Source organism: Ralstonia sp. RL (assembly GCF_001683835.1).
In the GTDB taxonomy this organism is placed as follows: Bacteria; Pseudomonadota; Gammaproteobacteria; order Burkholderiales; family Burkholderiaceae; genus Ralstonia; species Ralstonia mannitolilytica.
Genome location: NZ_LWRX01000058.1, coordinates 1 through 12,864, shown reverse-complemented (window position 1 = coordinate 12,864; position 12,864 = coordinate 1). Strand labels below are relative to the sequence as shown.

Sequence of the window (12,864 nt, the reverse complement as noted above, 5' to 3'; positions counted from 1 at the left end):
CGCTTTCGTTTCGGCGCTGCGTCGTGCAGCGAGGGGCGAATATTAGGGGGGTTTTCCGAACTCTGCAAGCCCTTTCTTTCTGTGGGGTCTTTCCGCACTTTTTTGCCGGCCTACGGCGCCCGGTGATCGCGCACCCAACGTAGTAACTTGGCGGCGCGTTTGCGGGCGGCAGCGGCGCGCTTGTGAAAGGTGCTCACTATGGAGGCGGGCGGCGCGGCCCTCACCAACCGCGCCACGCGCCCGAGGGCAACTTCAGCGTCGTGAACGTCGCCCAAGGCATCCTGCAGCTTACGCAACTGCGCGCGATAGCGCTTGGGCGCGCAAACGCCCAGTGCGGGATAAAACGCCTCATAGAGATAGCGCCACTGCTTGGCTGCAATCCGGGCGCGGTGCAGGCGCGGCGCCGAGGCCCGCTTTGGCCGGCGACCGCGGCGGATCAGCTTCTTTCTTAGCGCCGAAGCGCGCGACCGGGCGAAACGCGGTTGGGAACCGGCCCCGCCGTCCCGCTTGAACGCAGCCACCGCGCACTCGAGGTCCACCAGCGCCTGCGGCACATCCTGGGCGGCAAGCTCAGCCCGCAGCGACTCCCAATCCCGGCGACGGGCCTCCCGGGATTTCCGCTCGGCCTCGTCCAGCCATGCTCGGGCGGCCTCATCGTCAGCGGCCAGACCATGCCGGGCGGCGGGCAGCCAGTCGGAGAGCAGCACATCCCATTCGCGCACAGGGCCGGTCGATGCGGCCAGCGCGCGCAGACGGGGCTTCCACTGGGTCATGAAGCGGCACGGCAGCACCGGGCCGAAGGTCACCCACGCCGAGCGAAGCCGCCTCAGCGTGACGCGAAACTGGTGCAGGTCCTCGTCCGTGGGGTTCGGCGCGGCGAGCCGGGACAGGGTGCCGCGCAACGAAGCGACGTGCTCATCGACGATGTGGGCGAAGATGGGACGAATTGCCGCATGTGAGTGCTTGCTCACGGTACGTCTGCCTGGGTGGACGCAACGACAGGACAGGCCGCACCGCAGGGTGCGCGCCTTGTCATTCCACTGTAGTCGACCGGGCAAAAACTGGGGACGGGCGATGCTGAGTCAGCGCGCCTCGCTGGCGACGACGACGTCGACTTCTGCCGCGCGGAAGACTTCGGCCATCGGTTCGGGCACCGGCACGTCGGTGAAGAACTTGTCGATCTGCGAGACGTGGCCGAGGCGGACCACGGCGCGCCTGCCAAACTTGGAGTGGTCGGCGGCAAGCCAGACTTCGCGCGACTGCTCGATGATGGCTTGGGCAACGCGCACTTCGCGGTAATCGTAGTCGAGCAGCGTGCCGTCTTCGTCGATGCTGGAGACGCCGATGATGCCGATGTCGACGCGGAACTGCTTCATGAAATCGATCGTGGCCTCGCCGACGATGCCGCGGTCGCGGTTGCGCACGAGGCCGCCGGCGACGATGACCTCCGCATCCGGGCTGCCCGAGAGGATGGACGCCACATTCAGGTTGTTGGTGATGACACGCAGGCCTTTGCGGCCGACCAGTGCCTTGGAGATCTCTTCCGTGGTCGTGCCGATGTTGATGATGAGCGAGCGGCCGGGCTCGACATGGCGCGCAACGACATCGGCGATGCGGCGCTTGGCCTCGATGTGCAGCACCTGGCGCTGGTCGTAGTCGATGTTTTCGACCGAAGACGGCAGACCGACACCGCCGTGGTAGCGCGCAAGCAGGCGCTCGTCTTCGAGCTGGCGGATGTCGCGGCGGATGGTCTGCGTGGTGACGCCAAGCACGCGGGCGAGCGTCTCGACGGAGGCATCGCCGTGCTGGCGGACGTATTCGAGGATCTGGCGGTGTCGCGGAAGCATCAAGTCACGAAATGAACACAAACGAACATATGTGAGCGGATTAGGCGATTCCCTATGTTGCTTTATTTTCGCCCTTCACTAAACTATCCGCCAACGCGTCACTATTCGCAAGGAAAGGCGCGAAAATCAACAGATTCCAACCCATGCAACTCACTGACGCGTCGCATCTGGACTGTGATCTGCTGGTGGTCGGAGGCGGCATCAACGGGGTCGGCATTGCGCGCGATGCCGTGGGCCGTGGGCTTTCGGTGGTCCTGTGCGAAAAGGACGATCTGGCTCAGCACACCTCTTCGGCTTCCACCAAGCTGATTCACGGGGGGCTGCGTTACCTCGAATATTACGAATTCAGCCTGGTGCGCAAGGCGCTGCAGGAGCGCGAGGTGCTGCTGCGCATGGCGCCGCACATCATGTGGCCGCTGCGGTTCGTGATGCCGCACGACGCGGCGCAGCGCCCGGCGTGGATGATCCGCGCGGGCCTCTTCTTATATGACCATCTCGCGCGACGGCGTTTTCTGCCCGGCTCGGAGTCGATCAGGCTTGGGCAGCATCCGGCGGGCAAGCCGCTCAAGCCCGGTTACACGCGCGGTTTCGTCTATTCCGATGGCTGGGTGGACGACGCCCGCCTCGTCGTGCTGAACGCGCGGGACGCCGCAGACCGCGGCGCGCACATCCTCACGCGCACGCGCTGCCTGAATGCCGAGCGGCGCGCCAACGGCTGGCATGCGTCTCTGGCGGGGCCGGAGGGCATCCGCTCGGTGCGCGCCAAGGCGATCGTCAACGCGGCGGGGCCTTGGGCGGCGGAGTTCGCCCGCTCGGCGCACGCCTTGCCCAGCACGCGCGGCCTGCGCCTGATCAAGGGCAGCCACATCGTCGTGCGGCGGATGTTCGACCACCCGTTCGCCTATATCTTTCAGAACCCCGACGGGCGGATCGTCTTTGCGATCCCGTACCAGAACGACTTCACGCTGATCGGCACGACGGACCTGGAATACAAGGGCCCGCTGGACCAGGTCGCCATCGATGCCGATGAAATCCAATACCTGTGCGAGATGGCCAACCGCTATTTCGAGCAGCAACTGACACCGGCCGACGTGGTCTGGACGTACTCGGGTGTGCGACCGCTGCTCGATGACAGCGCCGCCAACGCGTCGGCCATCACGCGCGACTACCTCGTCGAATGCGAGACCGGCGCCGACGGCAGCAGCGCTCCGCTCATCAACGTGTGGGGCGGCAAGATCACCACTTACCGCAAGCTGGCCGAGGAGGCGCTGGACCAACTGGCGCCGCACCTGCCAGCCGCCGGCAATCCGTCGTGGACCGCCACGGCCTCGCTGCCGGGCGGCGACCTGGAAGCGCCAGGGCAGCTGGTGGCCGAGTACACCTTCACGGACTTCGTGACGCGCTTGCAGAAACGTTTGCCATGGCTGCCCATGCAGCTGGCCACGCGCTATGCACACCAGTACGGAACGCGCGTGAACACGCTGCTGGCGGGCGCCACGCGGCTCGAAGAGCTGGGCACGGAAGTCACGCCGGGCCTGTATGAAGCGGAAATCCGGTACCTGATCGAACACGAATGGGCCCGCACGGCGCAGGACATCCTGTGGCGGCGGACGAAACTCGGGCTGCACGCCGGCGAAGCCGACCGCAGCCGCCTGGAAGGCTGGTTGGCGCGGCATCTGCCGGAAAGCGACGCCGCGCCGGTCGCGCAACGGACGCCCTGAAGCCGCGGGGCCGGGGCGCCCGACGCAAGCAACCAAGAAATCAAAGCAGTAAGACGGGAGACATCAATTGATTCTGGAACTGGACCAGGTCACGGCTGTGGTCGGGGCACAGACCCATCTGTACCCGACCAGCCTGCGGCTGGCACCCGGCGCGATCAACGTGCTGCTCGGGCCGACGCAGGCTGGCAAGACCACGCTGATGCGCATCATGGCCGGACTGGACCGGCCAACCACCGGCCGCGTCCTCGTGGACGGCCAGGACGTGACCGGCGTGGGCGTACGCGATCGCAATCTGGCGATGGTGTACCAGCAATTCATCAACTACCCGGCGATGACGGTGTACGACAACATCGCCTCGCCGCTGCGCCTGCAGGGCATCAACAAGGGCGAGATCGATACGCGCGTGCGTGCCGTCGCCTCCAAGCTCCACATCGACCACCTGCTGCAGCGCCTGCCGGCCGAGCTGTCGGGCGGGCAGCAGCAGCGTTGCGCGCTGGCGCGGGCGCTCGTCAAGCGGGCGCCGCTGGTGCTCCTGGACGAACCGCTCGTCAATCTCGATTACAAGCTGCGCGAAGAACTGCGGGCCGAGCTGGCCTCGCTCTTTGCCGACGGTGGCACAACGGTGGTGTACGCCACCACCGAGCCGCAGGAGGCGCTGCTCCTGGGCGGCCACACCATCGTCATGCACGAGGGCCGTGTGCTGCAGGACGGCCCGACGCTGGAGATGTACGAGGTGCCGGTCTCCGTGGATGCCGCCGCGATCTTCAACGACCCGCCGATGAACGTGCTGGACGCCACCGTGGCCGAAGGCAACCACATCCGCTTGCCGCAAGGCATCGATGTGCGCTGGACGCGCCCGCTGCCGATGCCGGCCGGCGCGCGCTGCCGTATCGGCCTGCGTCCGAGCCACATCCGCCTGTCGCCGCGCAACGGTGGCGCGGTCGCCCTGCCGGGCACGGTGGAACTGGCCGAGCTGTCGGGGTCCGAGACGTATCTGCACGTACGGGCGCAGGCCGTCGGCCAGTCGAACACCATCGGCCTGGTCGCGCAGTTGCCGGGGGTGCATCAGTTCGAACTGGGCGCGGCGCTGGATGTGTTTGTCGATCCGGCCGAACTGTTCCTGTTCGACGAAGCGGGCAAGCTGGTGAGCGCGCCCAAGCAGGGAGGTGCCCATGGCGCGCATTGAATTCCGCAACCTGGGGCACAGCTACCGCCCCAATCCGCAAAGCCTGTCGGACTACGCGCTGCAGCCGATGAACATGACGTGGCGCGACGGCGGTGCCTATGCACTGCTCGGCCCGTCGGGCTGCGGCAAGTCCACGCTGCTGAACATCATCTCGGGGCTGCTGACGCCGTCCGAAGGCCAGGTGCTCTTCGACGACCGCGACGTCACGCACGCCAGTCCGCGCGAGCGCAACATCGCGCAGGTGTTCCAGTTCCCGGTCATCTACGACACGATGACCGTGTTCGACAACCTCGCCTTCCCGCTGCGCAATCGCAAGACGCCGGAAGCCGAAGTGAAGAAGCGCGTGGAGGAAGTGGCCGAGATCCTCGAGCTGCAGCACGCGCTCAAGCGCCGCGCCTCCGGTCTGGCGGCCGACGCCAAGCAGAAGATTTCGCTGGGCCGCGGCCTGGTGCGCAAGGACGTGGCGGCCATCCTGTTCGACGAGCCGCTCACCGTCATCGATCCGCACCTGAAGTGGCAACTGCGTCGCCAGCTCAAGAAGATTCACCAGCAGCTCAAGCTCACGCTGATCTACGTGACGCACGACCAGGTGGAAGCGCTGACCTTTGCCGACGAGGTGGTCGTCATGACTGAAGGCAAAGTCGTGCAGCAAGGCGGGCCGGAAGCCCTGTTCGAGCGGCCGGACCATACCTTCGTCGGCTACTTCATCGGCAGCCCGGGCATGAACCTCTACCCGGTGACGGTGGATGGCGATGTGCTTGCGCTGGGGGACCAGCGCCTGTCCGTGAGCACCGGCACGCTCGCCGCGCTCAAGAGCGCCAACGGCGCGCTGAAGCTCGGCATCCGCCCGGAGTTCGTCCAGCTGGCCGCGCCGGGTGAAGTGGGCGCCGTGGCCGCCAGCGTGCACCAGGTGCAGCAGCTCGGTACGCACCAGCTGCTGACCGCAAGCCTCGGCGAGGCCGGTGGCCTGCCCGTCAAGGCGAAGCTGCCGAACGAAGTGAGCGTGACCGAATCGCGCGTGTGGCTGCGCCTGGATGCGCCGCAGACGCTGTACTACTGCAACGACGAGAGGATCGGCCGATGAACAAGCCGCTCAACAACAAGGCGTGGTTCCTGATCCTGCCGGTGTTCCTGTGCGTGGCGTTCTCCGCCATCCTGCCGCTGATGACGGTGGTGAACTACTCGGTGCAGGACATCATCAGCCCCGAGCAGCACGTGTTCGTGGGCGTCGACTGGTTCCGCCAGATCCTGCGTGACGGCGACCTGCAGGACGCCCTCACCCGCCAGCTGATCTTCTCGCTGTGCGTGCTGGCGGTGGAGATTCCGCTGGGCATCGGCCTGGCGCTGTCGATGCCGTCCAAAGGCTGGAAGGCGTCGGCCGCGCTGGTGGTGCTCGCCATGCCGCTGCTGATTCCCTGGAACGTGGTCGGAACGATCTGGCAGATCTTCGGGCGCTCCGATATCGGCCTGGCCGGTTACTGGCTCAACCAGATGGGCATCGACTACAACTACACGGCAAACGCGTTCGACGCGTGGATCACCGTGCTCATCATGGACGTGTGGCACTGGACGCCGCTGGTGGCGCTGCTGGCCTATGCCGGCCTGCGGTCGATTCCGGATGCGTTCTACCAGGCCGCCGAGATTGACGGCGCCAGCCGCCTGGCCGTGTTCCGCTACATCCAGCTGCCGAAGATGCGCGGCGTGCTGATGATCGGCGTGCTGCTGCGCTTCATGGACAGCTTCATGATCTACACCGAGCCGTTTGTCCTGACCGGCGGCGGCCCCGGCAATGCCACGACGTTCCTGTCGCAGTACCTGACGCAGAAGGCGGTTGGTCAGTTCGACCTGGGCCCGGCGGCGGCATTCTCGATCGTGTACTTCCTCATCATCCTGCTGTTCTGCTTCGTCCTCTACAACTGGATGCAGCGCATGGGCAGCGCCAGCACGGCCGTGGGAGACGACCATGCCTAAGCAGAACAACAACAACGAGCACAAGCGCAAGATCGCCCGGGCGATCACGCTGGCGGTGTACGTGGCGTTTGCCGTGCTGCCGCTGTACTGGATGTTGAGCATGTCGCTCAAGACCAACGAGGAGACGCTGGCCGGCTTCTCGATCTGGCCGAAGCTCGTCACGTTCGACAACTACAAGATCATCTTCACCGACCCGTCGTGGTACTGGGGTTACATCAACTCCATCATCTACGTGACGATGAACACGGTGCTCTCGACCGTGGTGGCGCTGCCGGCGGCCTACGCCTTCTCGCGCTACCGCTTCCTGGGCGACAAGCACATGTTCTTCTGGCTGCTGACGAACCGCATGACGCCGCCCGCGGTGTTCCTGCTGCCGTTCTTCCAGCTGTATTCGACGGTCGGCCTGATGGACACGCACCTGGGCGTGGCGCTGGCGCACATGCTGTTCAACGTGCCGCTGGCGGTGTGGATTCTCGAAGGCTTCATGTCGGGCATCCCGCGCGAGATCGACGAGACGGCCTACATCGACGGCTACAGCTTCCCCAAGTTCTTCCTGAAGATCTTCCTGCCGCTCATCAAGGCCGGCGTGGGCGTGACGGCGTTCTTCTGCTTCATGTTCAGCTGGGTGGAGCTGTTGCTCGCGCGCACGCTCACCTCGGTCGACGCCAAACCCATCACCGCGGTGATGACGCGCACGGTGTCGGCCTCGGGCATGGACTGGGGCGTGCTGGCCGCAGCCGGTGTGCTGACGATCATCCCCGGTGCGCTGGTGATCTGGTTTGTGCGCAACTACATCGCGAAGGGCTTCGCGATGGGCCGCGTGTAATTCGCTTTGGGAGACAAGGACATGTTCAGCTGGATGGCCTGGACGCCCGAGGTGGCGATCTTCTTCGGCTGCATCGCGTTGATGCTGGCCAGCATGACGGTATGGGAGGTGGTCCGGCCGACCGTGGAGCGCAAGGGTTTCCTGCCCATTGCCACCACGCGCGGCGACCGCCTCTTCATCGGGTTGCTGACTGCCGCCTACATCAATCTGGCGTGGGTCGGGCTGACGTCGGAGGGCACCACGCCCTGGGGCGGTTTCGTCGCCTCGATGGTGGTGCTGGTTCTGATCATGTGGCGCGGCTGAGGGCCGCACGAGCTTAGAGGGCAGTCTCGATTTCGCAAGTCCGGAAGTGTCGGCAGAATGCCGCGCTTCCACGCCCGCATTGACGGTCGGGCACACGCATTCCACCACGCTCCCCGCGTCGGAATGTCGGATGTTTTCGCTGCGGGGAGAACAAAAGCACGAGGAGATACCGATGAAAACATCCTGGCGCATGACGCTACAGATCAGTGCCATTGCACTGGCGAGTGCCTTGGCAGTCGGCGCGGCCCATGCCGGTGAAGCCGAGGCCAAGAAATGGATCAGCAGCGAATTCCAGCCCAGCACGCTGTCGCAAGACAAGCAGATGGCGGAAATGAAGTGGTTCATCGACGCCGCCGCCAAGCTCAAGGCCAAGGGCGTCACCGAGATCCACGTCGTGTCGGAAACGCTCGACACGCACGCCTACGAATCGAAGACGCTGGCCAAGGCCTTCGAAGAGATCACCGGCATCAAGGTCAAGCACGACATCATGCAGGAAGGCGATGTCGTCGAAAAACTGCAGACCTCGATGCAATCCGGCAAGAGCATCTACGACGGCTGGATCTCCGACTCCGACCTGATCGGCACGCACTACCGCTACGGCGTGATCATGCCGCTGACCGATTTCATGGCCGGCGAAGGCAAGGAATTCACCAACCCAGGCCTGGACCTGAAGGACTTCATCGGCACGAGCTTCACCACCGCGCCGGACGGCAAGCTGTACCAGTTGCCTGACCAGCAGTTCGCCAACCTGTACTGGTTCCGCGCCGACTGGTTCGCCCGCAAGGACCTGCAGGACAAGTTCAAGGCCAAGTACGGCTACGACCTGGGCGTGCCCGTCAACTGGACGGCCTATGAAGACATCGCCAACTTCTTCACCAACGACGTGAAGGAGCTGGACGGCAAGCGCGTCTACGGCCACATGGATTACGGCAAGAAGGATCCGTCGCTTGGCTGGCGCTTCACCGACGCCTGGCTGTCGATGGCCGGCTCCGCCGACAAGGGCATCCCGAACGGCCTGCCGGTCGACGAGTGGGGCATCCGCGTCGACGAGAAGGACAAGTGCACGCCGGTGGGCGCATCGGTCTCGCGCGGCGGCGCCACCAACAGCCCGGCCGCCGTGTACGCCCTCACCAAGTACATCGACTGGATGAAGAAGTACGCCCCGCCCGAGGCGACCGGCATGACCTTCAACGAAGCCGGCCCGGTGCCCGCACAAGGCCACATCGCCCAGCAGGTGTTCTGGTACAGCGCCTTCACAGCGCCGATGACCAAGCCGGGCCCGGTCGTGAACGCCGACGGCTCGCCGAAGTGGCGCATGGCCCCGTCGCCGCACGGCCCGTACTGGAAGGACGGCATGCAGAACGGCTACCAGGACGTCGGCTCGTGGACGTTCTTCAAGTCCACCCCGTTCGAGCGCCGCGCGGCCGCGTGGCTGTACGCGCAGTTCGTCACGTCGAAGACCGTGTCGCTCAAGAAGTCCATCACCGGCCTCACGTTCATTCGTGACTCCGATATCCACAGCGACTACTTCACCAAGAACGCGGCCAAGTACGGCGGCCTGATCGAGTTCTACCGCAGCCCGGCCCGCGTGGCCTGGACGCCGACCGGCAACAACGTGCCCGACTATCCGAAGCTGGCACAGCTGTGGTGGAAGAACGTCGCCACGGCCGTCACGGGCGAGAAGACGCCGCAGGCGGCGATGGACAACCTCGCCAAGGAAATGGACCAGGTGATGTCCCGCCTGCAGCGCGCCGGCATGAAGAACTGCGCGCCCAAGCTGAACCCGGAGGGCGATCCGAACAAGTGGCTGTCGACCGAACACGCCCCGTGGAAGAAGCTCGACAACGAGCGTCCGAAGGGTGAGACGGTGGCCTACGACAAGCTGCTCGCAGCCTGGAAGGCCGGCAAGGTGCGTTAATTCGCATGCCCGCCGGTCGACCAACCATCGGCCGGCGGGCTACCATGCCTGCTTCCGTTTTACCCACCGCCGGACAGGTTCACTCCGGCCCGGCGGTCACCTGAATCTGCCTTATGGAATACCTCCTCGCGCTCGACCAGGGCACATCCAGCTCACGCGCCATCGTCTTCAACCGCGCCGGCCAGATCGTCGCCAGTGCCCAGCAGGAGTTTCCGCAGCATTTCCCGCAGCCCGGCTGGGTCGAGCATGACCCGTTCGACATCTGGAACAGCCAGCTCGCCACCTGCCGCGCCGCACTCGAACAAGCCAAGCTCTCCGCCGCCGACATGGCCGCGCTCGGCATCACCAACCAGCGCGAAACCACCATGGTGTGGGAACGCGCCACGGGCAAACCGATCTTCAACGCCATCGTCTGGCAGGACCGCCGCACCGAAGCCATCTGCGAGCGCCTGCGCGCCGAGGGCCTGGAAGACGAGGTACGCAAGCGCACCGGCCTGATCATCGACCCGTATTTTTCGGCCACCAAGCTGCGCTGGATTCTCGACCACGTGGATGGCGCCCGCGAGCGCGCCGCGCGTGGCGAACTCGCCTTCGGCACCATCGACAGCTGGCTCGTCTGGCAGCTCACACGCGGCCGCCTGCATGTGACCGACGTATCCAACGCGTCCCGCACGATGCTGTGGAACATCCACACCGGCGAATGGGATGCGGACCTGATGCGCGCGCTCGACATTCACCCGAGCCTGTTGCCCGAGGTGCATCCGTCCGCGTATCAATTTGGGCAGACCGATGCCGACTGGCTCGGCGCCTCGCTCACCATTGGCGGCATTGCCGGCGACCAGCAATCTGCGTTGTTCGGTCAGGCTTGCTTCAAGCCCGGCATGGCCAAGAACACCTACGGCACCGGCTGCTTCATGCTGCTCAACACCGGCGACAAGGCGGTCCAATCGCACAACGGCCTCATCAGCACGGCCGCCTGCCAGAGCGGCACGACGCGCAGCTACGCGCTCGAAGGGAGCGTCTTCGTGGGCGGTGCGGTCGTGCAGTGGCTGCGCGACGGCCTGCGCGCCATCCAGCGTTCGGCAGACGTCGAAGGCCTGGCCGCCTCGGTGCCGGATTCGGGCGGCGTGGTGTTCGTGCCGTCGTTCACGGGGCTGGGTGCGCCGTACTGGGATCCCACCGCGCAGGGCGCCATCGTTGGCCTGTCACGCGGCACGACGATCGGCCACATCGCCCGAGCCGCACTGGAGTCGATTGCCTTCCAGAGCACCGCGCTGTTGCAGGCCATGACGCGCGACGCCGTCTCCACCATCTCGGAATTGCGCGTGGACGGCGGCGCCTCGGCCAACAACCTGCTGCTGCAGTTCCAGGCTGACCTGCTCGGCATTCCGGTCGTGCGTCCGGAGATCATCGAGACCACGGCGCTCGGCGCGGCCTACCTGGCCGGCATCGCCACGGGCTTCTATCGCGATGAAGCGGAAGTCGCGCAGCAATGGCGCGCCTCCCGCACGTTCCACCCCGTCATCAGCCGCGACGAGGCCGCGCACCGCATCGCCCAATGGGAAATGGCCGTCGCCCAGGTCCGCTTGCCGACCACGCGCAGCCACTGACGCCGACGTCGACGTGCCACGCAAGAAAAAAAAGGCGGCCCGAGGGTCGCCTTTCTTCATGGTGCCGCGAGCGGCTTACTTGCCTTCGCTGTTCGGCGTCTGGGCAGGGCCGCCCTGCTCCTTCATGGCTTCCTTGCGCTCGGCGCGGGCCTCCTTCCGCTGGGCCTTGCGGTTGGCCTTGGCGGCCTTCTTTTCTTCCTTGTAGGCGGCCTTGGCGTCGGCCTTGCGCGCCTTGTATTCGTCATTCGCGGCCTTGTCCTCGATGCGCTTCTGCACCAGCGGGTCGGGTGAGGACGTGGCCGGACCCTGGCCGCCCGGCGCGGTCTGCACGGTGCCGGTCGTCTGCGGGGAAGTCTGCGGTGCCGGCGTCATCTGGGCGAAAGCCGCCGACGCAGCCAGGGCGGCCGCCATGGCAAGCGCGGTTTTCAGTGTGGTCTTGGTCGGGCGCAGTTCCATCATGGTTGGGCTCCTTCTTTTTACACGGTCATGGGAAGGTCTGACCGCATCGGTGGCGCGTAAGGCACACCGGAAGCGGTCTCGACGCGCTTCAAAGCGCACGCGCCGGGTGTTGCAATACACAACACCCTCAGTGCCGCAAGAAGCGCTCCCGGCCATCGACTACACTGCGCGCTGACATTCCTGCCACCGCCGCACCGTGCCTGAACCCACGTCTGATTTCACCCTGCTCGACCCACCCGCGGACGCCCTGCCGCTGGACGCCGGTGTTGCTGCCGACCACGTTGCCCGCGTACAGCGCTGGCTCGAAGACGCCGTCATCGGCCTGAACCTCTGCCCCTTCGCCAAGGCCGTGCACGTCAAGCAGCAGGTCCGCTACGTCGTGAGCCGCGCCACCTTGGACGGCGACGTGCTCGACCACCTGCGCGCCGAAGCCGAGCTGCTGCGCACCACCCCCGCCGCACAGATCGACACCACGCTGCTCATCGTCCCCGCGCTGGCGGATTTCCTGGACTTCCACACCCTCACCGAGCGCGCCGAAACCCTGCTCGCCAAGGCCGGCTACGAAGGCGAACTGCAACTGGCCAGCTTCCATCCCGATTTCGTCTTCGCCGACGCCGCACCGGACGACATCGCCAACGCCACCAACCGCGCGCCGGCCCCCATCCTGCATCTGCTGCGCGAAGACAGCATCGCCCGCGCCGCCGCGGCCGTCCCCGACGCAGCGGATATCTACGGACGCAATATCGCGACGATGGAAAAGCTGGGCCCCGAAGGCTGGGCAGAAATGGCAAAGAAGTTCGGCAAGATACCGCCCCGCGACTAACCAACTGACCAAAGGCAGCGACGGTCTGGCCGTTGATGCCCTAGATGGCGCCTTGAATTTCTGTTGCAGGGAGGAAAAAGGAAGGGAAACTGTCTGAGCGAAGCGAGTTTTTCCCTTCCCCTCCCTGCGACATAAATTCAAGGAGTGGGTCGCCATCTCGGGCGCGCCTTTCTTTGCTTACTTTCTTTGGCAAGACAAAG

The 12,864-nt window shown here is 65.5% G+C and carries 12 protein-coding genes; 9 read left to right on the top strand and 3 right to left on the bottom strand.

The genetic code is table 11. The features are described from left to right. Window positions 1–110 precede the first annotated feature (110 nt). The gene (locus A6M56_RS06265) at window positions 111–971 is read right to left on the bottom strand and encodes a CHAD domain-containing protein (RefSeq protein ID WP_102080175.1); all 861 of its coding nucleotides are present in this window, start codon (window positions 969–971) and stop codon (window positions 111–113) included. A gap of 111 nt (window positions 972–1,082) precedes the next feature. Continuing rightward, window positions 1,083–1,847 (bottom strand): DeoR/GlpR family DNA-binding transcription regulator, encoded by a 765-nt coding sequence (locus A6M56_RS06260; RefSeq protein ID WP_045785074.1) that lies wholly within the window; start codon window positions 1,845–1,847, stop codon window positions 1,083–1,085. 143 nt (window positions 1,848–1,990) lie between these two features. Between A6M56_RS06260 and glpD the strand changes: the two genes are divergently transcribed. The 8 genes from glpD (at window position 1,991) to glpK (ending at window position 11,382) form a co-directional block, all read left to right on the top strand. Continuing rightward, window positions 1,991–3,568: a glycerol-3-phosphate dehydrogenase gene (gene glpD, locus A6M56_RS06255; RefSeq protein WP_102080176.1), complete on the top strand. Its 1,578-nt coding sequence runs from the start codon at window positions 1,991–1,993 to the stop codon at window positions 3,566–3,568. Between the two features lie 67 nt (window positions 3,569–3,635). Beyond that, window positions 3,636–4,754 (top strand): ABC transporter ATP-binding protein, encoded by a 1,119-nt coding sequence (locus tag A6M56_RS06250; protein ID WP_045785076.1) that lies wholly within the window; start codon window positions 3,636–3,638, stop codon window positions 4,752–4,754. Then, entirely contained in the window at window positions 4,741–5,838 is a 1,098-nt protein-coding gene (locus A6M56_RS06245; RefSeq protein WP_045785077.1) for an ABC transporter ATP-binding protein, read from the top strand. The genes A6M56_RS06250 and A6M56_RS06245 overlap by 14 nt, the downstream gene beginning before the upstream one ends. Continuing rightward, window positions 5,835–6,725 (top strand): carbohydrate ABC transporter permease, encoded by an 891-nt coding sequence (locus A6M56_RS06240; protein WP_045785078.1) that lies wholly within the window; start codon window positions 5,835–5,837, stop codon window positions 6,723–6,725. Before A6M56_RS06245 ends, A6M56_RS06240 begins: the two co-directional genes overlap by 4 nt. Then, complete coding sequence (locus tag A6M56_RS06235; RefSeq protein WP_027680527.1) at window positions 6,718–7,551, top strand: carbohydrate ABC transporter permease; 834 nt, start codon at window positions 6,718–6,720, stop codon at window positions 7,549–7,551. The genes A6M56_RS06240 and A6M56_RS06235 overlap by 8 nt, the downstream gene beginning before the upstream one ends. 21 nt (window positions 7,552–7,572) lie before the next feature. Beyond that, window positions 7,573–7,854 carry a DUF2160 domain-containing protein gene (locus A6M56_RS06230; protein ID WP_045785080.1) on the top strand — a complete coding sequence of 94 codons (282 nt, stop codon included), beginning with the start codon at window positions 7,573–7,575 and terminating at the stop codon, window positions 7,852–7,854. Between the two features lie 172 nt (window positions 7,855–8,026). Further along, window positions 8,027–9,772 carry an ABC transporter substrate-binding protein gene (locus A6M56_RS06225; protein WP_045785081.1) on the top strand — a complete coding sequence of 582 codons (1,746 nt, stop codon included), beginning with the start codon at window positions 8,027–8,029 and terminating at the stop codon, window positions 9,770–9,772. Window positions 9,773–9,885: 113 nt separating this feature from the next. Next, window positions 9,886–11,382, top strand: a complete 1,497-nt coding sequence (gene glpK / locus A6M56_RS06220) for a glycerol kinase GlpK (RefSeq protein ID WP_102080178.1) — start codon at window positions 9,886–9,888, stop codon at window positions 11,380–11,382. A gap of 75 nt (window positions 11,383–11,457) precedes the next feature. Here the strand turns inward: glpK and A6M56_RS06215 are convergent, their stop codons facing one another. Then, a complete protein-coding gene (locus tag A6M56_RS06215) occupies window positions 11,458–11,841 on the bottom strand; it encodes a hypothetical protein (RefSeq protein WP_045785083.1) in 384 nt (127 codons plus the stop codon). 196 nt (window positions 11,842–12,037) lie between these two features. Here A6M56_RS06215 and A6M56_RS06210 point away from each other — a divergent pair, with 196 nt between their 5' ends. Continuing rightward, window positions 12,038–12,664 (top strand): DUF1415 domain-containing protein, encoded by a 627-nt coding sequence (locus tag A6M56_RS06210; protein ID WP_102080179.1) that lies wholly within the window; start codon window positions 12,038–12,040, stop codon window positions 12,662–12,664. Window positions 12,665–12,864: the final 200 nt, after the last annotated feature.

Excerpts from the sequence above, each read along its gene's own strand:
- A6M56_RS06230 (WP_045785080.1), top strand. The coding sequence starts at position 7,573 with ATGTTCAGCTGGATGGCCTGGACGCCCGAGGTGGCGATCTTCTTCGGC.
- A6M56_RS06240 (WP_045785078.1), top strand. The coding sequence starts at position 5,835 with ATGAACAAGCCGCTCAACAACAAGGCGTGGTTCCTGATCCTGCCGGTG.
- A6M56_RS06245 (WP_045785077.1), top strand. The coding sequence starts at position 4,741 with ATGGCGCGCATTGAATTCCGCAACCTGGGGCACAGCTACCGCCCCAAT.
- A6M56_RS06260 (WP_045785074.1), bottom strand. The coding sequence starts at position 1,847 with ATGCTTCCGCGACACCGCCAGATCCTCGAATACGTCCGCCAGCACGGC.
- A6M56_RS06235 (WP_027680527.1), top strand. The coding sequence starts at position 6,718 with ATGCCTAAGCAGAACAACAACAACGAGCACAAGCGCAAGATCGCCCGG.
- glpD (WP_102080176.1), top strand. The coding sequence starts at position 1,991 with ATGCAACTCACTGACGCGTCGCATCTGGACTGTGATCTGCTGGTGGTC.
- A6M56_RS06225 (WP_045785081.1), top strand. The coding sequence starts at position 8,027 with ATGAAAACATCCTGGCGCATGACGCTACAGATCAGTGCCATTGCACTG.
- A6M56_RS06215 (WP_045785083.1), bottom strand. The coding sequence starts at position 11,841 with ATGATGGAACTGCGCCCGACCAAGACCACACTGAAAACCGCGCTTGCC.
- glpK (WP_102080178.1), top strand. The coding sequence starts at position 9,886 with ATGGAATACCTCCTCGCGCTCGACCAGGGCACATCCAGCTCACGCGCC.